Source organism: uncultured Altibacter sp. (assembly GCF_963972995.1).
Taxonomy (GTDB): domain Bacteria; phylum Bacteroidota; class Bacteroidia; order Flavobacteriales; family Flavobacteriaceae; genus Altibacter.
Genome location: NZ_CAXAXI010000034.1, coordinates 1 through 21,065 on the forward strand (window position 1 = coordinate 1; position 21,065 = coordinate 21,065).

Annotated in this window: 21 protein-coding genes; 6 read left to right on the plus strand and 15 right to left on the minus strand. The window is 45.8% G+C overall.

Annotated features, from left to right (window positions below; genetic code table 11):
- Positions 1–2,343, plus strand: a 2,343-nt coding sequence (locus AACZ11_RS11625) for an FtsX-like permease family protein (RefSeq protein WP_339832524.1), incomplete at its 5' end; no start/stop codon positions are given.
- Between the two features lie 421 nt (positions 2,344–2,764).
- Here the strand turns inward: AACZ11_RS11625 and AACZ11_RS11630 are convergent.
- From AACZ11_RS11630 to AACZ11_RS11660, 7 genes are all read right to left on the minus strand, one after another.
- Complete coding sequence (locus tag AACZ11_RS11630) at positions 2,765–4,021, minus strand: T9SS type A sorting domain-containing protein (RefSeq protein ID WP_290628259.1); 1,257 nt, start codon at positions 4,019–4,021, stop codon at positions 2,765–2,767.
- Positions 4,022–4,140: 119 nt separating this feature from the next.
- The gene (locus tag AACZ11_RS11635; protein ID WP_290628261.1) at positions 4,141–4,689 is read right to left on the minus strand and encodes a DUF4251 domain-containing protein; all 549 of its coding nucleotides are present in this window, start codon (positions 4,687–4,689) and stop codon (positions 4,141–4,143) included.
- A 66-nt stretch (positions 4,690–4,755) separates the two neighbouring features.
- A complete protein-coding gene (locus tag AACZ11_RS11640) occupies positions 4,756–5,787 on the minus strand; it encodes a toll/interleukin-1 receptor domain-containing protein (protein ID WP_290628263.1) in 1,032 nt (343 codons plus the stop codon).
- Between the two features lie 20 nt (positions 5,788–5,807).
- Positions 5,808–6,032 carry a PGDYG domain-containing protein gene (locus AACZ11_RS11645; RefSeq protein ID WP_290628265.1) on the minus strand — a complete coding sequence of 75 codons (225 nt, stop codon included), beginning with the start codon at positions 6,030–6,032 and terminating at the stop codon, positions 5,808–5,810.
- 8 nt (positions 6,033–6,040) lie between these two features.
- On the minus strand, positions 6,041–8,287 hold the full coding sequence (locus AACZ11_RS11650) for an alpha/beta fold hydrolase (protein WP_339832529.1): 2,247 nt from the start codon (positions 8,285–8,287) through the stop codon (positions 6,041–6,043).
- Complete coding sequence (locus AACZ11_RS11655) at positions 8,288–8,812, minus strand: hypothetical protein (protein WP_290628270.1); 525 nt, start codon at positions 8,810–8,812, stop codon at positions 8,288–8,290.
- Positions 8,813–8,822: 10 nt separating this feature from the next.
- Complete coding sequence (locus tag AACZ11_RS11660) at positions 8,823–10,784, minus strand: hypothetical protein (protein ID WP_290628272.1); 1,962 nt, start codon at positions 10,782–10,784, stop codon at positions 8,823–8,825.
- Between the two features lie 110 nt (positions 10,785–10,894).
- Between AACZ11_RS11660 and AACZ11_RS11665 the strand changes: the two genes are divergently transcribed.
- Positions 10,895–11,038 (plus strand): hypothetical protein, encoded by a 144-nt coding sequence (locus AACZ11_RS11665; protein ID WP_290628274.1) that lies wholly within the window; start codon positions 10,895–10,897, stop codon positions 11,036–11,038.
- A gap of 130 nt (positions 11,039–11,168) precedes the next feature.
- Here AACZ11_RS11665 and AACZ11_RS11670 read toward each other — a convergent pair whose 3' ends face one another.
- Genes AACZ11_RS11670 through AACZ11_RS11685 form a run of 4 tightly spaced genes read right to left on the minus strand, consistent with a single transcriptional unit; the run spans position 11,169 to position 14,583 of the window.
- Entirely contained in the window at positions 11,169–12,560 is a 1,392-nt protein-coding gene (locus AACZ11_RS11670) for an NAD-dependent succinate-semialdehyde dehydrogenase (protein WP_290628276.1), read from the minus strand.
- A gap of 6 nt (positions 12,561–12,566) precedes the next feature.
- Complete coding sequence (locus AACZ11_RS11675) at positions 12,567–13,685, minus strand: alkene reductase (RefSeq protein WP_339832533.1); 1,119 nt, start codon at positions 13,683–13,685, stop codon at positions 12,567–12,569.
- Between the two features lie 16 nt (positions 13,686–13,701).
- The gene (locus AACZ11_RS11680) at positions 13,702–13,947 is read right to left on the minus strand and encodes a hypothetical protein (RefSeq protein WP_290627484.1); all 246 of its coding nucleotides are present in this window, start codon (positions 13,945–13,947) and stop codon (positions 13,702–13,704) included.
- A 24-nt stretch (positions 13,948–13,971) separates the two neighbouring features.
- The gene (locus AACZ11_RS11685) at positions 13,972–14,583 is read right to left on the minus strand and encodes a nitroreductase family protein (protein ID WP_290627487.1); all 612 of its coding nucleotides are present in this window, start codon (positions 14,581–14,583) and stop codon (positions 13,972–13,974) included.
- A 175-nt stretch (positions 14,584–14,758) separates the two neighbouring features.
- On the opposite strand from AACZ11_RS11685, the gene AACZ11_RS11690 reads away from it, so the two are divergent.
- The 4 genes from AACZ11_RS11690 to AACZ11_RS11705 all read left to right on the plus strand — a co-directional run bounded on the left by AACZ11_RS11690 (position 14,759) and on the right by AACZ11_RS11705 (position 17,840).
- A complete protein-coding gene (locus tag AACZ11_RS11690; protein ID WP_290627489.1) occupies positions 14,759–15,952 on the plus strand; it encodes a multidrug effflux MFS transporter in 1,194 nt (397 codons plus the stop codon).
- 95 nt (positions 15,953–16,047) lie between these two features.
- Positions 16,048–17,004: a TerC family protein gene (locus AACZ11_RS11695; protein WP_290627491.1), complete on the plus strand. Its 957-nt coding sequence runs from the start codon at positions 16,048–16,050 to the stop codon at positions 17,002–17,004.
- Positions 17,005–17,082: 78 nt separating this feature from the next.
- Positions 17,083–17,385, plus strand: a complete 303-nt coding sequence (locus AACZ11_RS11700) for an HPF/RaiA family ribosome-associated protein (protein ID WP_290627493.1) — start codon at positions 17,083–17,085, stop codon at positions 17,383–17,385.
- A gap of 2 nt (positions 17,386–17,387) precedes the next feature.
- Complete coding sequence (locus AACZ11_RS11705; RefSeq protein WP_290627495.1) at positions 17,388–17,840, plus strand: hypothetical protein; 453 nt, start codon at positions 17,388–17,390, stop codon at positions 17,838–17,840.
- Positions 17,841–17,911: 71 nt separating this feature from the next.
- Here AACZ11_RS11705 and AACZ11_RS11710 read toward each other — a convergent pair whose 3' ends face one another.
- From AACZ11_RS11710 to AACZ11_RS11725, 4 genes are all read right to left on the minus strand, one after another.
- The gene (locus AACZ11_RS11710; protein ID WP_290627497.1) at positions 17,912–18,274 is read right to left on the minus strand and encodes a hypothetical protein; all 363 of its coding nucleotides are present in this window, start codon (positions 18,272–18,274) and stop codon (positions 17,912–17,914) included.
- Positions 18,275–18,367: 93 nt separating this feature from the next.
- Positions 18,368–19,588 carry a class I SAM-dependent rRNA methyltransferase gene (locus AACZ11_RS11715; RefSeq protein WP_290627499.1) on the minus strand — a complete coding sequence of 407 codons (1,221 nt, stop codon included), beginning with the start codon at positions 19,586–19,588 and terminating at the stop codon, positions 18,368–18,370.
- Positions 19,588–19,836: a phosphopantetheine-binding protein gene (locus AACZ11_RS11720; RefSeq protein ID WP_290627501.1), complete on the minus strand. Its 249-nt coding sequence runs from the start codon at positions 19,834–19,836 to the stop codon at positions 19,588–19,590. The genes AACZ11_RS11715 and AACZ11_RS11720 overlap by 1 nt, the downstream gene beginning before the upstream one ends.
- Before the next feature lie 7 nt (positions 19,837–19,843).
- Positions 19,844–21,064, minus strand: a complete 1,221-nt coding sequence (locus tag AACZ11_RS11725) for a beta-ketoacyl-[acyl-carrier-protein] synthase family protein (protein WP_339832538.1) — start codon at positions 21,062–21,064, stop codon at positions 19,844–19,846.
- Position 21,065: the final 1 nt, after the last annotated feature.

Here is a 21,065-nt window from a genome sequence, read left to right on the forward strand (position 1 = left end):
GATTACATCATTGATGTTAGAGAGCAACCGACAGCACGTGCTCAAGCCATCATCGACTCCTTACAGCCCGATGCGTTGGAAGTGAATTTTATGTCCATGATCGCCTTTCCGAAGAACGAAGGCACCAAATTAGTGCAAGTGCGAGGTATGGACGGCAATTTCCCTTTTTACGGATCGATGGATACGCAACCCGCCTCAGCAGCAAGTAGTTACCAGTCCTTAGGTGGAGCTCTGGTTGATGCTACCTTGCTATTGCAATTCAACATACAGCCGGGAGATTCCATCAAAGTAGGCGCGGTCACCTTGCCCATCGTTGGGGCCTTGAAAAGTATTCCCGGAAGTACCGCCATCTCTACCACGGTAGCGCCCCCTGTGGTCATTCCGCATCGGTTTATTGAGGCTACCGAGTTGTTGCAATTTGGAAGTCGCAGGGAGTATCAGTTTTTTTACAAAGCGGCGGACACCTTGGATTTGTTGCGATTTGAAGATCGGTTAGACCCTATGTTGGATGCCGAAAATGCCGACTTGGATACGCATACCAGTACGAGCCGACGGTTGGGCAGGCGTTATGAAAACGTAAGCAGGTTCTTAAACCTGGTGGCCTTTATTGCCCTGTTATTAGGATGTATAGGCGTGGCCAGTTCTGTGCATATTTATATTAAGGAAAAATTACCCTCGATCGCCGTTTTAAAATGTATGGGCGCTTCCCGAAAGCAGAGTTTCTTGATCTTCTTGATCCAAATTGCAGGCATCGGGCTTATGGGTGGTTTGCTAGGTGCCATGATAGGCGTGGCCTTGCAAGCGTTGTTTCCATATCTGCTCGAAGCGTTTCTGCCCTTTGCTGTAGAAGTAAGCATTTCGGCACAACCGATTGTTATAGGAATCTTCCTCGGCTTGTTCATGTCTGTGTTGTTTGCTCTATTGCCCTTGCTCAATACCTGGTACGTATCGCCCTTGCAAGTACTGCGTGTGGATGAAAAAGCAACCGAAGGGCCCAAAGAAGCGCGAGCCATTGTCTTTGCCATCCTTTTGATCTTCCTGTTCTTATGTTCGTATTGGTTGTTAGCCGATGTGCTCTATGCGCTCAGCTTTGTCGCAGGAACGCTTATCACCTTCAGTATTTTGGCCGGCATAGCGTTGCTAAGTATGAAAGTCCTACGTAGGTACTTTCCGAAGAAATGGGGTTTTACGAGTCGGCAAAGTCTACTCAATTTGTTCAGACCCAATAATCAGACCGTCGTTTTGGTGGTCGCGATTGGTTTGGGCACCTTTTTAATCAGCACCTTATATTTTACCAAGGATATCCTATTGGCAAAAACCGACGTGGGGAATAGCAGCGCCAATGCCAATATGATCGTGTTGGATGTACAGCGCGATCAGCGTGATGCCGTGGTACAACGCATCCAATCCAAGGACTTGCCCATCGTGGACAATATTCCTTTAGTGACCATGCGTATGCACCGGTTGAAAGGTCGGTTGGTGAACGAACTACGTCAAGACAGCACACGACAGGTGCGGGGTTGGCTATTGAATCATGAGTTCCGGACCACCTATCGCGATACGCTCATCGCTTCGGAAACATTGATCGCAGGAAGCTTTGCCACGCAAGCACCCCCTAATGGACCCGTACCCATCTCCATTTCAGACAATCTCGCCATGGACGCCGATCTTGCCCTTGGTGATACCGTCGTTTTCGACGTACAAGGCGTACTTATGGAAACTGTTGTTGGCAGCGTACGCAAAGTGGATTGGGCACAATTACAGCTCAACTTCTCCCTAGTCTTTCCCGAGGGAGTCCTGGAGCAAGCCCCCCAATTCAATGTGATCACTACGGCCGTACCCACTGAGGCAGCATCGGCCGATCTGCAGCGCGATCTCGTGGCCACATTTCCCAATGTCACCGTCCTCGATCTACGACAGGTCTATACCCTTATTGAAGATATCCTGAGCAAGGTATCCTGGATCATTAACTTTATGGCCTTCTTTAGCATCCTCACAGGGATCATTGTCTTGATCGGTTCCGTGCGGACCAGCAAATACCAGCGCATTAAAGAAAGCGTATTGTTACGAACCTTGGGTGCTACCAACCGGCAGATCCTACAGATCGCTGCCCTAGAATACGTGTTCTTGGGGTTGTTGGGCAGTTTGGTAGGCATTGTACTCGCTTTGGTGAGTAGTTTGTGTTTGGCGTTGTTTGTGTTTGAAGTACCGTTTGTGCCGTCGGCGATCCCGTTCTTGGTATTCTTACCGGGGATCACTTTCTTGGTGGTAGCGATTGGGTTGAGTAATATTCGATCGGTATTGCGCAGTTCCCCTTTGGAAGTGTTGCGACGGGAGGGGTAGTGGATTGACTTCGATAACTGAATTATGCAAAACAGCATAGCTGTACGGAAATCAAATAGAATATGTATAAAACTTCGTATAAAGCATTTGGTTATTATCTGTACTATAAAGGATTTTAGGAAAGGTGGTGTTTTGTGTTGCTAATGCCGCAAATGTCTTTGACATATAATCGGTACCGTTGATTTCCTTTTACATAATTCGTACGTTATATAACTAAAGTCATATAACTGAATTATGCAAAACAGCATAGCTGTACGGAAATCAAATAGAAAATATGTATAAAACTTCGTATAAAGCATTTGGTTATTATCTGTACTATAATTTATATTATGTAAAATAGACTTTAACGTCATAGGGAAGCCCATACCGTCTTTTATGTTTTTATGCACGCTATGGGCTTTCTTTTTAGGCTTAGGATCCCCTACTGTTTTAGGATCTTGATTGTTTGATTTATAGTATCCTCCTGTATGTGTATAAAGTAGATTCCGTTTTGGAGCTCTTCCAGATTGAGCGTTGTTTGTGCATTTACGTGTTGCTTATTCATTAATCGTTTTCCTTGGACATCATACACTTCTACGTCGGCATCTTGAAGTCCCGGAAATTGAATGCTACCGTTGGTTGGATTTGGTACGGCTACGATCTTGGCGGCTGTATTGTCCACAACTTCCAGCGGACCGTCGCACAGTCGGTATAATTTGTCCTCAAAAGGTGCATATGTAAATACACAGCCTTCGACGGTCGCACCGAGCTTGGCATAATAGGCTAACGACAGATTGAACATACCCGAGCTCCAAGACACCCCATTGTCGGTACTTATCTTGATCGTTTCGGTATTGTTGGCACAGCCTGTTCCGTCGGTCACCACATAAATTACACCATTGGCTAAGACCATATCGAATACCTGACAGAATCCATCAAACGTCACCGGATCTGTCTCAAACCAAGTCGCCCCTTGATCCTCGGTCTTATACAGTCCGCTCCCGTCACGGTCTGCTACAAATATGGTCGTTTGATTCTTTATGAAAGTAACCCCGGTACTTATATCTTCGGTGCCTGTGCCTTGCACTGCCCAGCTTACACCATCATCCGTACTTCCATATACCCCATCTTCACCCGCCAAGAACAGTAGATTGTCTTGGGTGTAGAAGCCAATCATACGCAAATCCGGCAAGCCGCTGCTCTGCGTAAAGGTTGCGAAACCATCAGCCGAATAATAGGCACCTCCACTTCCGAAGGTATCCCCATACGAGGCCACTAGGTTTCCATTACTGCGTGCAATGCCATTGATCTTCTGGGAACCCGTAAGTCCTGTGACCGTCCAGCTCCCCCCATTATTAGTACTTTTATAAATAGCACTATCCCCTCCTATATAGATCGTGTTATCTTCAGGGTCGATAAACACACAATAGAAGCGCAAACCGGTCGTGGCGCCATTTTCATACGTCAGGTTGCTGAAGGTATTTCCGGTATCGGTAGTTCTGAAAACGCCCAGATCGGAACAGATATACAGTCCGGTTGTATGCCCTTCGATGCTATCGACAAACCCAACTTCATTTCCTCCCACACTTAGGTTGCCAAGGTCCTCCCATGTTTGGGATTGTACGTTGAACGGTAAGCACATGAGTACGGCTGTCACTGCGCTGGCGATGCTACAACTAATTTTAGTAATGATATCCATAACATATACGTTTTAAGTGAAGTACTAAATTCTAAAACGTGTGGATATGAATCCATACGACAAATGCCCCATTTACAGTATTAGTAAAGGGGCATTGTCGTCTCATGTATTTACTCTTTTTACTTCTCCACCTTGATCGCTTCTACACGACCGTCATACCGAATGGAAGTTCGGTTACTGCTGTTTATATCTATGGAGCTCTTTAAATTTGGAAATAAGGTAAGGATCACACTGTAGGTCTCATTCTTTTCGGTGATCTCGAATTTTATGGTATAGCGGTTCTTTGCTTCATCCTTGCTTACCGTATATGAATACGGTTCACCATCAAACTCAATAGCACTTTTATTGTCAAAACTCGCTCCGGTACGACGTTCACCGTAATACGGCAGATAGGCCGAAACTTCATTGCCTTCTACACGCAAAAAATTGCTGTTGCCTATAAGATTGATCCTTCCGGCACTGCTCCCCGCGGGTAAGAGTCCGCTGTTGCTCAAAGCATTGAGTCCGCTGGTGACCATAGGATTCGCGACATCGGATTCAATTTGGAAGGCTTCCGCCGCGACCAAGGCATCCAGTACTTTAGCCGATTCGGCATACGCCGTGCCGTCCTTCGAAGTACCGCAGCTTATCAATACGGCTGCCAGTATGATTGTGAGTAGATATTTCATAGTACATTTTTAATTACTCCTTAAAATACGTAAAATTTGTACCAATTACAAGCCTTCCGGCCTTTGCTAATCGGAATAGGAAACGTAAATAAAGATATAGCCATCGGTCGTGGGAACCACCTCCAGTACCCGTACAATCTGGTCTGTGTAAATTATCTCTCCCTCTATCAGTTGTCCGGATTGCTTTCCGAATACCTGTATGTCTGTAAGTGCTACCAAAAGATCACCTCCTTGCGGGGCGCTCATATCTCCTTCTTCAATCTCAAAATCGCTGGTGGGTGTAGAATAGACCAACTTATCGAAATAGACCATGGCCTCCGGGTCGCTGTACATCACATTGCCCTGCTTGTTCATGAGTTGGTCGATCGCCTTTTGGGCATCCAGATAATGCGGATCTTCGTCACCGTAATCTCGTATGTATTGTACATAGGCGGGAATACGGCGAGACAATACCGTATTCTCCCAGTCCAGGCGGTGTTCTTCGGAAAGCTCCTCCCCGTCTACCATTTCTTCTTGGGTGTCTTCAGCGGTTTCTTCCGTTGCGGTCTCCCCATCGAAGGCGCCAAACATCCACAGAAGCAATAATAAGCCCAGCACGCCAGCAATAATGTAACCAACTTTTTTACCCGACCCCGATGTTTTGGGCGGTACCTTTTTACTTACTGCCGTGACAGCAGGGCTGCCTTTGATATGCGCTGCATTGGCGTTGGTGTTTAAGGCATAGTTCAAATCCTCTACCAGCCGTGTTAAGCCTTTCTCGTAAGTGGTTTCGGTAAAATCGATATGCTGTTTGCGCGCCAACCGCATAGGCACGGCGCAGGGTTCGATCTTTATCGGACTCACATGTTTGTCCAATTCCAAGGCGTAGGACATCTCATCCTTCACATTATCTGAAGCTACCGAAGTAGCAGACAACACAAGGATCATCGCATCTGCCTTCTTGATCTCCCGTTCTATCACATTATCCCATTCTTCGCCGCTGCGTATGTTCTTGTCGAACCACACTTCAAAATCCATGCTCCGTAGATCGGTGACGAGTTTGGAGACATAGTCGGTATCGGCTCTTGAGTAACTGATAAAAATTTTATTCTTCTTCATCTTTTTGGTTGTTTCAGAGTTTACTTTATAAGGTCGTATGTTTTTTCAAAAATGGCATGATCACATACGTACAATTCACCATTCACGCCTTTCATGAGCCAGTCGCCGGGTTTTCCGCGCATGGTGCCCTCCATGGTTTCTACCTGAAATGCTTCCGCTATCTGTAAGCACTCGATTACCAACGGTTTTTTGATCGCTTTCTGAAAGACAAGCCCCTCGGTATTATTAGCATCGATGGTACGCATGTCTAAATTTACGTTAAAAAGCTCAGTTTCAGAAATGTAATAAAATCATCATCTTCGGTATGCATCAAACTGGTGTAGGCCGTATAGGCATTGGTATGGATGGACAGTTTTTCGCGCACCCCCGCCCGTTCTGCCGCTTTGGCATAATGCGCTTTCGCCGCTTCCAAATTGGCGAGATACAGCTGTGCCTCTGCCACGGTCGCCTGCTTCCAGACACTGTCGAAAGGATCATCCTCAGCAGCCTTGAGCGCTTGTTGAGCGTATTCCTGCATGCTTTGGCGGTCTTCTTCATACACCAGGCTCATAAAGGCGATGTTGATCGCATGGTAGTATATCTTTTCATTGTTTCCCTGTTCTTTGGCGATCGCCAATCCTTTTTTATAGTACTCCATAGCTTTCACTCCGGGAACAGCACTGTAATCTTGAAGGAATCGTCTTTTAAACCGGCCCCCCAGCATTCCCAGCAGGTCTGAATTTTCTCGGGATAAGGGATGCGCATCCAGGATCTCCAGTACTTCCTCGTGGCGGTCCATACCTTCCAAAGCGAAGAGTAGCTGTTTTAATCCTTTCAGGGTAATGGTATCTTTCTTCGGAAGTAGTTCCCGGATCACCGCTTCATATTCGCCCAACAGCATATTGATCTGGGCATCATCGGTATATTTGTTGAAGAAGGTGGAATTTGTAAGCCCGTCGACTATAAGGCGATATCCGTCGTGTTCCTGTGTGGTGGGTTGTACCATGCTGAAGTGATTTCCGGCTACGGTCACCCTATGTTCTTCATCAAAAGGTCCAAAGTTGGAGACAATAGGGATCTCTACATCTTCGGTGCCGGCCACTACCTTAAAGGTAAACGGGTACTCCCCTGCAAAGCGCTCTTTCCATTCCTTCCGAAGCATCGTAATAAAAGGTGCATCCGCATGCAATTCTTTGAGTTTGGGAAAAAGGTGCTTGGGAACACTCCCCTCCTGCACGCCTCCGCTGGGTGTAGCAAACAGGAACACATGGCTCAGCTTGTTTCGATCGGGATCGGGAAGATCCAATAAAGCTCGTTGTATAACGAGTCCGCCAAGGCTGTGCCCGACCAGTGCAATACGTTTGTATCTACTAAAGCGGTGTTGTATGGCGCTCGCTACATTATCGGCGATCCGATCGATGTCGGCTACCGTTGCCCAGATCCCTTTTCCCATGCCGGGCCGCACATATTGTGAGTAGCCCATTGGAAATAAGTCCCATCCTTCCATTTGCGGATCTTTCATGATGAATTCGGGAATCTCCCCGAAGGTATCTGCCGCTTCTCCCGAAAAGCCGTGCACGAAAATCACGGCATTGGCCGCCGCTTCCGTCTGCCGAAAGCGTGTCTTTACTTCCGTTACCTTGCCTTTGGCCGCACCCGCGGGATCACTTACCGCCGGTGTATCCTTTATCAGGACCCCGGGGATCCTGCTGAGTATAAAATCGTCATACATTTGAAGGTTCACAAAGGGTCGTTGTGTGGGCTTTCGTTGCGGGACGGTCTTCATTAAATAATTGATGGCATCCGTCATTCGAATGTAGGGTTCTTCGAAGGAGGTTTTATGCTTGCCCTGCAAGACCTCCAACAAACAAGTGGTGAACAAGCTGTTACGCGCCTCTTCCAAGATCCAGGACACTTCTTCGGCGCGGCAGGAAGAAATGATGGAGATCCCGCGACCATCGTCAATGCGATGGATGAGCCCCTCCGGATTCCGCAATCGGTTCTTAAGTTCGGAAGTGTTCAATTGGTTTCCGGATTTGGTCATGCCTTCGGCGTGGCAGCAATCTAAGAACAAGATGAGACGGCGTGATCGCAGCCTGTGAATACGTTGTTTCAGCTCGGTGGCATGCACCCACGTTTCTCGGTACTTCTTAACATCGAAGTCGTTGGGCTGCAGATAGTAATGTGACTGGTTCTCATCTTCCGGTTTAAGTGGTTTACCGGGATGTTCCAGTTCCAGAATGTCATTGTCGGTGTAGGTACCTCCATGACCTGAATAGAATAAGAACACAGAGGCATCCTCATCAACCGTATCGATGAGCGTATCGAACGCGGTAATAATATTCTCCCGAGTGGCTTTCTCCTCGGTAAGTAAGGTAATATTCTCCTTTTTATAGCCTGCCAGATCGGGGTCTGCAAGTAGATCGTACAGCGCTTTGGCGTCTTCCACGCTGGCAGGAAGATCGGCGCCGACACCAATAAGAATTGCATACGCATTGTCAAGTGTTGCTGTTTTACTCATCTATATGGCTTTATATAATACATTGATCTCCTCTGCCTGTCGTCTGGAAATGTCGGGTTTGGCACTGTTCACCAAGATGAGTAAGGATCGCATAAGCTCACTGTTCTCCCGGGAGATCACATTATTTTGTGCCAGTTCATGCGCCAGTGTGATCGATGTTTTACCGGATGTGGACAATTGCGCCTCCTCGGCGAGTTCCTTTAGGGAGTTTTCCATAAGGATCTTAATATCCATCACCTGCTCGAAAGGTGTTCGTACCTCATTTTGGGTATGCAGGTTCGCTGTTCCCTTTGCGACCGCTTCCGGTTTTGTCTTTTTAAACTTCTCCTTGGTGTCTTCCAGTAATTTCTCAAACGTCATGGCAATACCGCTACCGTCGACCTTTAGCGATCCCATGCGTTTAAAGACACCTTGAAAGGAACGTCTGAAATAGAAAAGTATGGCTAAAAGCGTCAATGGCCAGATGACCACTTCTATCAATTTGATGAGCAATTCGAACGGACTTGGATGTAATTGTAAAAGCATAGGTATGAGTTTAGTGCCAGTAGGTCATGATCTTTTTAAATTCGGGAAGGGTATGATAGGTTTTAAAATGCGGATCGTTTTGAAAGCTTTGCGGGGTGTAGGTATTACCATCGGCTATGGACTTTAGCAAATGCTGTAAAGCCTCTACCCTATTGCCAATAGCAGCATGGTACTGAGCCAAGGCATAATCAATACTCCCGTATTGGTAGGTCGTTCGCCATGTATCCAGTGCTTCGATGCGTTTGATGGCTTCGGAAGAGCGATTGGTCTTGTGCAAACCAACAGCTTCCATGACGGTCAATGTCGGATCGTTGGGGTTGTTAGATAGTTCTTTCTTCAGAAGCGCGAGCATTTCGGTATATGCTTCGGAAAAATATAAAGCATCAATCTGCATTCTCCGGTTCTCGTCGGTAGCTGCGGCATCCAGCACCTTCTGAAAGTATTGCGATGCTTTTTCCGAAGCATCCGTTAAAAGCGCCTCTCGTCCCGCAAACAGTTGCATCGCCCATAGTTCATCATCGGTGCTGCGAATGGCCTCCTTTTTCAGAAAAGCGTCCAGATCCTCAAACCTACCCGACCGGACATAGGCAGCGATCAGCGGACGTTTTAAGTACAACTCCGGCACTTCCACCAATAACGGAGGCATGATCTCCATTACGTCCCGATAGTCTTTTCGTTCTAAGGCTGCCAAGGCTTTGATGTAATAGCGATGCTGACAAAACGTACAGCCGGACACCTCCATCGTTTGCATGTCGATACGCGTAAACAGCGTATCCACATCCTGTGGTCTATTGACGTACTGATGGGCAACCACCAGAGTTGATGCGTTGGTTTGCAAGTCGAAAGGAGCAAAATTATACTCGTTGACCACCGTGGCGTAGATCTTTTTATTGTTTCCGGACAGCAGCGCTTCGTAATGGTTTAGTAAATTGATCTGCCGCCTGTTGTCGCGAGAGTTCGGTACAATATTCTGCAATAAGGAATCGGCACGTTGAAACTCGCCCTTGTTGTAATAATAGCCCACCCGAAGTACCTTCGGTTCAAAATAATTGGAATCTTCTGCAATAGCTTCGTTGAGGAGCGCGATATACCGTTCGGGGTTAGAAAAATTGCTTTTGGCGTCCAAGAGCGCCTGATAGGCGGCATATTTTGGAGGACTTTCCTGAAGACTCAGATTTTTGGCCCCACTGGTACTAAAATACCCTAATATTAACTGTTTCAATGCTTCAATACAGTCCAAAGGCGTTTCTGCATTGCATTCTACCGGAGGAAACGAAATAAGCGTCTCGTCGATATTCCCGTCCATAATGGAAGATTGGAAGATAAGTTTGGGGCCATTGAGGAAGAAATTACCGGTGATTACCTTTCCGGGTTTAAAGTAATTTTTAAGAACACTTTGGTTATCCACCTTTTGTTCAGAAGCTTTTATAATACTTATGTAATCGTTTACGATCTCGGGAGAAACCACCTGCCCCAGCTGATGTTGAGTGATGCCGTGCGTGATCCAGTCGGCCGTCATCTTGCTCACCACCTCGTATTCATCGCTTCCCGTATTATTGCCAAAATTGAGGATCCCGATCTTATCGGTGGCAGCTACGGTCGCTAAGGACAACTGTTTTCCAAAAGCGTTATTTGCGATAAGGGAAACAGCGACCACTACGAGAATGCATATAACCGCCAGCGACGTAAAATACATGCGCTTGAATTTGCTGTATTTCTTAAGTCCTTTTTCTGAAAGGACCTCCTCTGCTTCGGAAGGTGCGATCCTGCTCTTCCAGATGTAAAAGATATAGAATGGAAATCCGAGCAGCAGCGCAATGATAAGCACCGTAACCGAACGTTCGGGAAGTGCGAGCGGCTGCCAGGTCACTGCCAATACCTGAATGAGCACCCACGAAGAGACAATGTAAATAGAAAGCATTTTGAATACTTCCTTCTCACTACACTCCTTAAGGAAAGAATTTAGTTTCATGAGGCTTTTATGACACCGTCTAAATTACTGAAATTCAGAAGTGTTTCTTTGGTTTAGTTAGAAGTTTTCACTAATATAGTAAATAATTAACTCTTTAAAGATATACTAACATGGCAAAGAAAGCAACCTCAAAACCGGGCGTGAGCATCAATCCGAAGAAATCGGCCGGAACCTCCAAGCCGGGGGTGAGTATCAATCCGAAGAAAGGGCCTACACCAAAGCCCGGAGTAAGCATCAATCCGAAGAAAAAGTAACGACCTCATCACCGATTGGAACATCGATTCGGTGTATAAGAAAAAAGCTGTGTAGCCATTGTACGCGCAATAGAACATTGAAATCGTACATTTTGCTACACAGCTTTGCTGTGTCGAAGCGTTTTCTGCCTTACTTTATGGTAATGGCTTTTGCATTGACAAATTCTTTCATGCCAAATCCGCCGTGTTCTCTTCCATAACCTGAATCTTTTACACCACCAAAGGGCATGTTAGGTGCTGCGAGTCCGAAGGAATTGATAAAGACCATCCCGGTGTCGAAATGCTCTTTTGCCATTTTAATTGCTTTCTTTTCATTCTTTGAAAAGATCCCGCCACCCAGTCCGAAACGACTGTCGTTAGCGATGCGCATGGCATCTTCATTATCCTTTGCTTTAATTAGGGACGCTACCGGCCCAAAGAGTTCCTCGTCATAGGCAGGCTGCCCTTTCTTTACATTGCTTAAAATAGTGGCCGGATAATAAAACCCTTTCCCTGAAGGCAATTCGCCACCCAATTCTACCACGGCTCCTTTTTGTACACTCTTCAACACCTGCTCGTGTAATGTATCTCTGAGGTCTTCTCGGGCCATGGGACCAATGGCCGTTTCTTTTTTAGTAGGATCGCCATAACTTCTGCGGCTCATTTTTTCTACAAAGGCTTCTTTAAAAGCATCGTACACCTTTTCCACCACCACAAATCGCTTCGCTGCTACACAGGTCTCTCCGTTATTGTAAATACGTCCGGTTACGCAGGTCTTTGCTGCCAATTCGATATCGGCATCGTCCAATACCAAATACGCATCGTTACTTCCTAATTCCAGTACGGTCTTCTTCAAGACCGCGGCCGATTGCTTCGCAACGTGTTTTCCTGCCTCTGCACTACCGGTGAGAGTCACCCCGCGTACTTTATCGTTCTTTATAATCGTATCCGATTGATCGTGATCGATGATCAATACCGTGAAAAGGTCTTTCGGTAAACCGGCTTCTTCGTAAATACGCTTCAGAAGTTGCGCCGAGCCCGTCACATTTTCAGCATGCTTCAACAGCACACCGTTCCCCGCCATAAGATTCGCGATAGAATAGCGAATGGCCTGGTATGCAGGAAAATTCCAAGGTTGAATTCCGTAGATCACTCCTATGGGCGCATAGGTAATGATGCCTTTGCCTCCATCGGGAAGCTCTCGCTCTTCATCTTGGAGCAATTTCGGGCCTTCATTTGCGGTATAGTTGCAAATCCCGATACACAAATCGATCTCCTGCTCCCCTTGTTTTAAGAGTTTACCCATTTCTTGGGTCATAAGTTCGACAAATTCGTCTTTGTGTTTTTTAAGCCCCTTCCCTATTGCCTGTATGATCTTTGCCCGCTCCTTTAACGAAGTGTGTTTCCATTCTAAAAAAGCCTCATGGCAACGATCAACCGCTTCTTTGGCTTCGTCATTAGACATGTAAGCATATTTCTTAATTGTTTTTTCGGTGGCCGGATTAATCGTTGCAAATCCGTTGGATGTGTTTTTCTTTGTCATATATATTTATTTTGATATTAGATTACGGGTCTTGGCCTCATAATCGATATAGCCTTCTTTCCCTTGCGTATAGAAGGTATCTTCATCCCAAGCACTCACCGGAACGTTCTCCCTAAAGCGCCCAACGAGGTCGGGATTCGAGATGTAAAGTTTCGCAAAGGACACGAGATCGGCATCGCCGTCTTTGATGACCTTGTTAGCCTTGTCTTGGTCAAAACCTGTGTTGATCATCAATGTGCCCTTATACTTAGGACGATAGCGTTTAGCGATCTGAGTTTCGGCATGCGGTACGTCTGATACATCGGTAAAGGGTTCAGATAAGTGGATGTATGCAAGATCGTAATCGCTGCTTAGCTTTTCAATAATATAATCGAAGGTAGGAAGCGTTTCTTCATCCAATGTCATTCCGAAGGCATTGTGCAAGGAAGGATTGAAACGAGCTCCAATTCGGTTTTCCGGCATCACCTCTTTTATGGCATCTAATACTTCAAAGAAAAAACGAGCGCGATTTTCGATACTACCGCCGTATTGGTCCTCTCGCATGTTGCTGGTTCTGTTGAAAAACTGATGAAAAAGGTATCCGTTGGAGGAATGGATCTCAATACCGTCGAAGCCCGCTTCCATCGCATTCTTAGCAGCCGTTACAAATTCCTGTTTGGTCGTTTCCATATCTTCCAGCGTCATCTTTCTTGGCGTCACAGTCTCTTTGAAGCCATCCGGCGTATACACCTTCGCCCCCGGATTCAAAGGAGAGGGTGCCAGCGGCAACTCCCCGTCATGAAAATGCGGATGTGAGATACGTCCCACGTGCCATAGTTGTATAAAAATCCGACCGTCCGCATCATGCACAGCTTTGGTTACCTTCTTCCACCCTGTTACCTGTTCGCTGCTGTGGATGCCGGGGGTATGGATATATCCTACACCTCGAGGAGATACCTGAGCGCCTTCGGTAATAATAAGCCCTGCGGTAGCTCGCTGGGTATAATATTCCGCGTGTAAGTATTCAGTTGGGGCATTTTGAGCATTCTTGGCTCTGCTGCGGGTCATGGGCGCCATGATGACGCGATTGGGCAATGTAAGGTCACCCATGGTGTACGGTTGTAGCACCGGTTGTTCTCTATTCATAGTTATTTTTGTTTTATTATTCTTCTTCGCGGTCGGTCTGTTCACCTCCGGGTGTCATTTCCATACGTTGTTGCATACGGTCCATCGCGTTTGAGATCTCCTTTTTCTCTTCTTCTGAAAAGCCGTCGGGATTTAATTTTACCTTTCCGTTCCCCTTGGGAGTGAAGGATTCGTCCTTGGTGATCTTTCGAAAGTTGGAAGACCGATGATACGCGTTCTGGAAATCGGCATGCGGTCGTTGTTTTGATTCTTTAGTTTTCATAATCGTTCTGTATTAATTGGTTATCTATTTATTCTCTTCGGAAGTGTTTTTCGTTTCTTTAAAATCTCCATTAAAGGCAAAGTCTTTACGAGGGGTACGTTCGCTGGTCGGCGTTTCGATCTTCTCAAGGTCTTCAGGAAGATCGCTGCGGTCACCGCCGTAGTATCCTATGGCCAAGGCCGTAGCGACATGGTAGTCTTCTGTAAATTTGAATTCGGCATGTGCCTTTTCATGTTTCACCCCGGCCATTTGATGGACCGCCAACCCCATGCTTTGGGCCTGAAAGGTGAGATGGGCACTAAAGGCTCCCAGATCGTGTAAGGCATGAAAGTTCTCTTTGTCCTTAGCATTGGTTTTCTTGAAAGCACCCAGCATCAACACAGGAGCGTTCCCAGCCCATTTTTGATTAAAGGAATCCAGACACTCAAAGATCCTATCGTACGTCTTACTGCCTTTCGCACCCCAGATAATTCGCCAAGGCTGCAGGTTGTTGCTGCTCGGTGCCCATCGTCCCGCTTCCAATAAAAGCTGTATCTCAGATTCCATCACTGTTTGATCTGAGAACATACGCGGGCTCCAACGTTCTTGTAGCAGCGGGTGAATATCATGTTTCTTTAGAATCTTTTCTGTGATCATGTCTTTTTTGTTTAAAGTTACAGGGACACAACTAAACACAAGGAGCCTTTATAGATACTTTATCATGTTTTTAGGGAAACTTTAACGCAACGGTCCCTACCGCACCGTTTGTATTCCTTCAAAATATTTTGTCCGGATTGAAAATGGTTCCCTAGCGAAGGTTTACTTTTGCCAAATGAAATTACGAACCTCTCGTACCCAAACCGAATTCATCGCTTTAATGGCAGCGCTTATGTCGGTGACAGCCTTGTCTATTGACGCCCTCTTGCCGGCTTTGGATGTGATAGGTGTTTCGATCGATACTAAGTCCCCTGCCGACAATCAGTTACTGGTCACGATGATCTTCCTGGGACTGGGTATAGGTCCGCTTATCTTCGGACCCTTGTCTGATGCTATAGGAAGAAAACCTTCCGTCTATATGGGTTTTGCGGTGTTCGTGATCGCCAGTTTTATATGTGTACACGCAACTAGTCTCGAAGGAATGGTTTTTGGACGCGTCCTTCAAGGAATAGGTTTGGCGGCTCCCAGAACCATCTGCATTGCGATCATTAGAGACCTCTATAACGGCGATCAAATGGCACGGATCATGTCGTTCGTGACCGTGGTATTTCTATTGATTCCTATTGTAGCTCCGGCGATGGGTAAATTCATCTTAGAGGTGTATACATGGGAAGGAATCTTCTATGTGCAGATCCTTATAAGTGTATTGGTGGCAGTTTGGTTCTGGCTTCGACAAGAAGAAACCCTATCACAAGAACATCGTATCCCCTTTGCGTTTAAACGGATCTCACAAGGATTTCGTGAGACCTTACGCCATAAACGGACGATGGGTTATACCTTCATTTCCGGTTTTATTGTTGGATCCTTTCTGGTATACCTAAGTGCGTCTCAGCAGATTTTTGAGAAACAATATGGGTTGGCGGATGCCTTCCCCTATATTTTTGCAGGGCTGGCCATTTCAATAGGTCTCGCTATCTTTTTAAACGGCACTTTTGTGATACGCTTTGGAATGCAGCGCATGGTCACTACTTCCCTACTTGGGTTCTTTGTAGTTTCGGTGTTATATGTGTTGTTCTTTTTCAATACTCCCCAACCACCCATCTACATACTGCTGGCCTTCTTTGCGGCTCAATTCTTCTGTATAGGTTTCCTCTTTGGAAATTTGAGAGCTTTAGCGATGGAACCTGTAGGACATATTGCAGGTATTGCTGCGGCGGTTACCGGTCTCATATCGACCCTTATGGCCGTTCCCATTAGTACTTTTATAGGCCGATTTGTAGTAACAAGCACCTTGCCCTTATTCTTAGGGTTTTCGCTATGTGCATTGATCTCCATTGGAATCCTTGTATGGGTAAAGCGCACCGCCTAAATGAAGTAAGGAATCTCATTTTGTGGTTAAAGGATTAACATTTTATTATTGCAAAATCTTGCAGTTCCTTTATACATTCGCAAAAATTACTAACTATGCTCGTCTGGGGACTTTTTATTCTGGTTATTATATTCTTTTTGGCGTTGGACCTTGGTGTCTTTAACCGAAAAGCACACGTTATCAAGACAAAAGAAGCCTCTATCTGGACGACTGTCTGGGTTTCTGTAGCCTTGGCGTTTTCGGGGGTTGTGTATTGGTTGTTCGCTAACGAAATGGTTCCGAATCCTACCGGGCTCACACCCAATAATGCCATGTTGAAGTATATAACGGGCTACCTGATTGAACTATCGCTTAGTATCGACAATGTATTTGTGATCGCGGTGATCTTCTCCTCCTTTGGGATACCTGATAAATACCAGCACCGAGTCTTGTTCTGGGGTATTTTAGGAGCCATCGTATTTCGGGGTCTGATGATCTTGTTTGGTGTGGCCCTTATCAATAAGTTTGATTGGATCATTTATGTCTTCGGAGCGTTTTTACTCTATACGGCTTATAAGATGTTGACCTCAGCCGATACCGATTTCGATCCGCGTAAGTCGGCTATGTATCGCTTGATCCGAAAGTTTTTCCCTGTGTCGCACGTTATGGACGGCGAGAAATTCTTTATACGGCGCATGGGTATACGTGCCGCTACCCCACTGTTCATTGCCTTAATGATCATTGAGCTTACAGATATCTTGTTTGCGTTGGATAGTATTCCTGCTATTTTGGCGATCACGGCCGATCCGTTTATTGTTTTCAGTTCTAATATTTTGGCGATTCTTGGGCTTCGGTCGATGTACTTTTTAATCTCACGAATGCTTCAGAAGTTTCGCTATATTAACTACAGTCTCGTTGTAATTTTAAGTTTCGTGGGTGTAAAGATGATACTGTCACATCATGTCGATTTTCCGGAGTGGTTGTCGTTAGGTGTGATTTCCTTGTCGCTTATAGGAGGTATCGTGGCGTCGCTTCTTATCCCCGCCAAAGGAGATCCGATTGCGCCCTCTTAATTTCACAAAAATATATTAAAAGTTTGGCGCCCCCTTTGGGCTATTGTATCTTTAAATATCATTAAAACTTAGAATACTATGACTATTAATTTCGAGTATCACAACGTAAGTGCTAGTCCGCGTTTAGAGGGATTAGCTTCAGAAAAACTTAGCAAACTAGAAAACAAATACGATTTCATTGTTGCTGCCGATGTTTACTTCAAGAAAGAGAACACCAGCACGCCGGAGACCGGAATGATCTGCGAGATACGATTGAACGTACCCGGAACTACCTTATTCTCTCAATCGAACAACGGAGCCTTTGAGGTATCCTTAGCAAAAGCCGCGGACGAAGTGAAAATTCAGCTTCAGAAGAAAAAAGAAAAAATGCAAACGTATTAATCATGGATGATATGGGAGTACTCGCCAGAGACGACAAACAATTTACATTAATTTACAGTAGTGAGACCCGTGTGGGAACCCATGCCCTCTCCTATTTACAGGGCATCGAAGATAAATTGCTTGCCATAGACATCGCCAAGACCAAAGTAGCCGATACACAGTGGGCAGAGATCGCCGAGGCGATGGGCTGTAAGATTGGTGATTTGATCGATAAGCGAAAGGTGGAGGCAAATGATACTTCGGAGTTTGACAGTAACGATTGGTTGAAGATCCTTCAGAACAACCATGAGGTATTGTCACATCCTATTGCGATCAATGGAGATCACACCCGACAGATCCAGAATGCGACCGATGTATTGGAATTCTTCGGCGTAGATTCAGCAGGACTTAAGAAGACAATGCACACCGAAAAACCTACCATAGCGAAGACCACCAAAGGAGAAAAATTTAAGTAATACGGTAACACAGCAATGAAAAAAGCCAGATGATCATTTCATCTGGCTTTTTTTAATAAGCAGGTCTCGTATTATTGTTTCACTTGTGCAACCGGCTGCAACGTGGGTTTCAGCTTCTTGTAGCGATCCAATTGGGGACGCGTAAGTATGTCACCCATCTCTGCCGTTTCGTTTTGCTGCAGGATCACAAGTTGATCTAATTTTTCTTTTCCATTATATTGCATTTCGATCTTTTGTCTTCTAATGAGGAATTCTTCGACCTTATTCTTAAATAGGAGTTCTTGTTTTGAAGACAATGCCAGCTGTGCGTTATAAGCCTCGGTGATCTTATCGGCTTCGGCTTCTAATTGATCGCTGTCCTTTTGAAGGAACGGATCCTGTGAGAATGCTGAAACACTGAACAATAGGGTTACTACTAATAATATCTTTTTCATAGCTTAATTTTTCTTTAATATAAAAATCGAAATCCTTTCAGACAAGAAAATTAAAACTGTTTAACGTGTCTTTTAACAAGCGTTAACACAATGCTATGTGAGAAATTGATAATATCCGCACTTCAAATACCTGCCTTCAGCGAAGGTAACAGGATGGTCCAGGTCATGGCCCGTGGTGTCCAGGAGCTTATACGGTCTACCTTCTTGGTCCAATGCGGTTTTGTTGATCTCGAAGAATTCGGCTTCGGAAACTCTTGAAGAACACGATGCGAGGACGAGTATACCTTTGGTAGCAGTCAATTGCGAACCTAAGAGGGCCAATTGTGCGTACTTCTTTTTGGCAGTTGAGATCTCTTCTTTCCGTTTTGCGAACGAAGGAGGGTCGATCACTACAAGATCGAAGCGCTTTTCATGGGCTGCCATTTGCGAAAGTATCGTAAAAGCATCACCTGCCATCGTATGGTGCGTACCGAGATACACATTTCGCTGTACATTTTGTTTTGCCACTTCCAAGGCCTGTTCGCTAATGTCCAGACTGGTCACTTCCGTAGCTCCATGGACCAAGGCATGCACCGAAAATCCTCCGGCGTACGAAAAAACATCCAATACTGTCTTCCCTTTAGCCAGTTCCCCTACGCGCTTCCTGTTGTGTCGGTGGTCTAAGAAGAACCCGGTCTTGTGTCCTTGGATCACATTTGCTGAAAAATGAATGCCGTGTTCCATAAAGTCTATTTCTTCTTCTGGCAGAATCCCAAATAAAATTTCACCGTCACGCAGTCCATAGGTGTCAATCGCCTGAAGCATTCTACTAAGCCGAAGCACTACCGTTTCCACACCCAGCATCGCTATACATTTCTCCAAAATGGCTCTCAAATAAGGAAACCAGATGACCGAATACAATTTAATGACCAATACATTCGCATATATGTCAACGATGCAACCCGGAAAACCATCATTCTCACCAAAAAGAAGCCGATAGCTATTCGTGTTGGTCTCCAGCAATTCGGTTCGCAGGGCATAGGCGCGTTCGATCCTTTCTGAAAAGAAATCGCGATCGATCGTAACTCCGCTTCCATTGTGGAGCATTTTAATTCGAATAGGTGATTTGGGATCATACAATCCAATACCTATGGGTTTGTTCTTGGTGTGACTAAAAATGATACAAATATCACCTGATTTCCCTTGCGGGGGAATTTTTACAATACTTTCTGAAAAGATCCACGGATGACCATTGCGAACACTGCGTTCACCAATCGCCGTAAGTTTTACCGCAAGTCGTTTAGGTTCGATCTCGGGAAGCGAAACGTTGAACATTAATTGATCTTTTTATGTATGATCGCAATAGCGTCGTTCATGGTGCGCAGGTTCTCCATATCCTCGTTGGCGAAGGCTACATCGAATGTGTCTTCCACATCCAATACAATGTCGACCAAATGAGCGGAGTTAATATTCAATTCACGAGTAAGGTCACTGTCCGGTTGCACTTCCTTAGGATCGACATCTTCGGGCAAGTACCCTTGTATAATGGGTAATAATTTGGCATAGATAGCTTCGGTGGTCATAGCGATTTTAATTTTTTCTAAAGATAACACACGCATTGACATCACCAAAACCAAAACTGGCTTTTACTACGGTCTTTAAGGGTGTCTCTATGTATTGCTTCGGAATGTATTTGGGGTCGATACAACGACTGATCTCAGGATGTAGATCCTCACAGTTGAGATTGGGCGCTATAAAATTGTGTTGTAACTGAAGCACTGCGGCGACCGATTCCACCGCTCCACTGGCTGCAAGACAATGCCCTACCATGGATTTTAAGGAGTTTATATAGGGAAAATCTGTGCCGGATCTACCAAGAGCAGCACACCAATTCTCTATTTCCACAGGATCTTTCACTGTCGCTGTGAGATGTCCGTTTATATAATCTATGTCAGTACCGCTCACTCCTGCATCCTGTAAAGCCATTTCGATACAGTGCTGTACGGCCCGGCTGTTGGGAGCTGTCATGCTGCCTTCCAAACGCTGTCCGCCACTATTCACAGCACCACCCAATACTTCGGCGTAGATGGTGGCATTGCGTTCTTGGGCGCTTTCCAAGGATTCTAACAGGAACGCTCCTGCACCACTTCCGGGAACAAATCCACTGGCTGTTGCACTCATGGGGCGCGAAGCCCGGTGCGGCTCATGGTTGTGTTTATAGGTGGTCACCTTCATGGCATCAAAACCGCCCCAAACATAAGGTCCGTGGTCACTTGTACTCCCGCAAAGCATTTGCGTGGCTCTTTCGGAGGCAATCCTTTCATATCCCATAAGAATGGCTTCCGTGCCCGTGGCACAGGCAGATGAATTGGTCGTGACTAGGTTTCCCGCACCAATCATTCCGCCTAAATAGGCACTTACACCACTTGCCATTGTTTGTGCCACCGTCGTACTTCCTAACCGTCTTACTTGTCCCTCATCCAACTTGTAAATCGCTTCCCTGAATTTTTCCACGCCGCTGGTGCCTGTACCAAAAACGATCCCTAAGTTGGTGAGAGGACTTTCATTCTTCCCGGCAACATCCAATCCCGCATCCCGGAATGCATCCATCCCGGCAATGACTCCATAGCATATCCCACTGCTTTGAAAGTGCTTCAATTGCAACGATGAGAAGTACGCCGTCACTTTTTCTTCAGAAAGAGGAGGAATAGCTCCTAACTGGCATGAAAAATTGAGGGCTTCCAATTCCGGGTAGTGTTTAATCCCTGACGTTCCTTTTTTGAGCGCTTCCGTAAACGCGGGGATTCCAATA

What these genes read in the sequence shown, in the direction of transcription:
- AACZ11_RS11655 (WP_290628270.1), bottom strand. Translation starts at nt 8,812, where the DNA reads ATGCTTTTACAATTACATCCAAGTCCGTTCGAATTGCTCATCAAATTG.
- AACZ11_RS11695 (WP_290627491.1), top strand. Translation starts at nt 16,048, where the DNA reads ATGCTCGTCTGGGGACTTTTTATTCTGGTTATTATATTCTTTTTGGCG.
- AACZ11_RS11685 (WP_290627487.1), bottom strand. Translation starts at nt 14,583, where the DNA reads ATGATCACAGAAAAGATTCTAAAGAAACATGATATTCACCCGCTGCTA.
- AACZ11_RS11705 (WP_290627495.1), top strand. Translation starts at nt 17,388, where the DNA reads ATGGATGATATGGGAGTACTCGCCAGAGACGACAAACAATTTACATTA.
- AACZ11_RS11630 (WP_290628259.1), bottom strand. Translation starts at nt 4,021, where the DNA reads ATGGATATCATTACTAAAATTAGTTGTAGCATCGCCAGCGCAGTGACA.
- AACZ11_RS11650 (WP_339832529.1), bottom strand. Translation starts at nt 8,287, where the DNA reads ATGAGTAAAACAGCAACACTTGACAATGCGTATGCAATTCTTATTGGT.
- AACZ11_RS11665 (WP_290628274.1), top strand. Translation starts at nt 10,895, where the DNA reads ATGGCAAAGAAAGCAACCTCAAAACCGGGCGTGAGCATCAATCCGAAG.
- AACZ11_RS11640 (WP_290628263.1), bottom strand. Translation starts at nt 5,787, where the DNA reads ATGAAGAAGAATAAAATTTTTATCAGTTACTCAAGAGCCGATACCGAC.
- AACZ11_RS11720 (WP_290627501.1), bottom strand. Translation starts at nt 19,836, where the DNA reads ATGACCACCGAAGCTATCTATGCCAAATTATTACCCATTATACAAGGG.
- AACZ11_RS11700 (WP_290627493.1), top strand. Translation starts at nt 17,083, where the DNA reads ATGACTATTAATTTCGAGTATCACAACGTAAGTGCTAGTCCGCGTTTA.
- AACZ11_RS11715 (WP_290627499.1), bottom strand. Translation starts at nt 19,588, where the DNA reads ATGTTCAACGTTTCGCTTCCCGAGATCGAACCTAAACGACTTGCGGTA.
- AACZ11_RS11680 (WP_290627484.1), bottom strand. Translation starts at nt 13,947, where the DNA reads ATGAAAACTAAAGAATCAAAACAACGACCGCATGCCGATTTCCAGAAC.
- AACZ11_RS11660 (WP_290628272.1), bottom strand. Translation starts at nt 10,784, where the DNA reads ATGAAACTAAATTCTTTCCTTAAGGAGTGTAGTGAGAAGGAAGTATTC.
- AACZ11_RS11675 (WP_339832533.1), bottom strand. Translation starts at nt 13,685, where the DNA reads ATGAATAGAGAACAACCGGTGCTACAACCGTACACCATGGGTGACCTT.
- AACZ11_RS11710 (WP_290627497.1), bottom strand. Translation starts at nt 18,274, where the DNA reads ATGAAAAAGATATTATTAGTAGTAACCCTATTGTTCAGTGTTTCAGCA.
- AACZ11_RS11635 (WP_290628261.1), bottom strand. Translation starts at nt 4,689, where the DNA reads ATGAAATATCTACTCACAATCATACTGGCAGCCGTATTGATAAGCTGC.
- AACZ11_RS11645 (WP_290628265.1), bottom strand. Translation starts at nt 6,032, where the DNA reads ATGCGTACCATCGATGCTAATAATACCGAGGGGCTTGTCTTTCAGAAA.
- AACZ11_RS11690 (WP_290627489.1), top strand. Translation starts at nt 14,759, where the DNA reads ATGAAATTACGAACCTCTCGTACCCAAACCGAATTCATCGCTTTAATG.
- AACZ11_RS11670 (WP_290628276.1), bottom strand. Translation starts at nt 12,560, where the DNA reads ATGACAAAGAAAAACACATCCAACGGATTTGCAACGATTAATCCGGCC.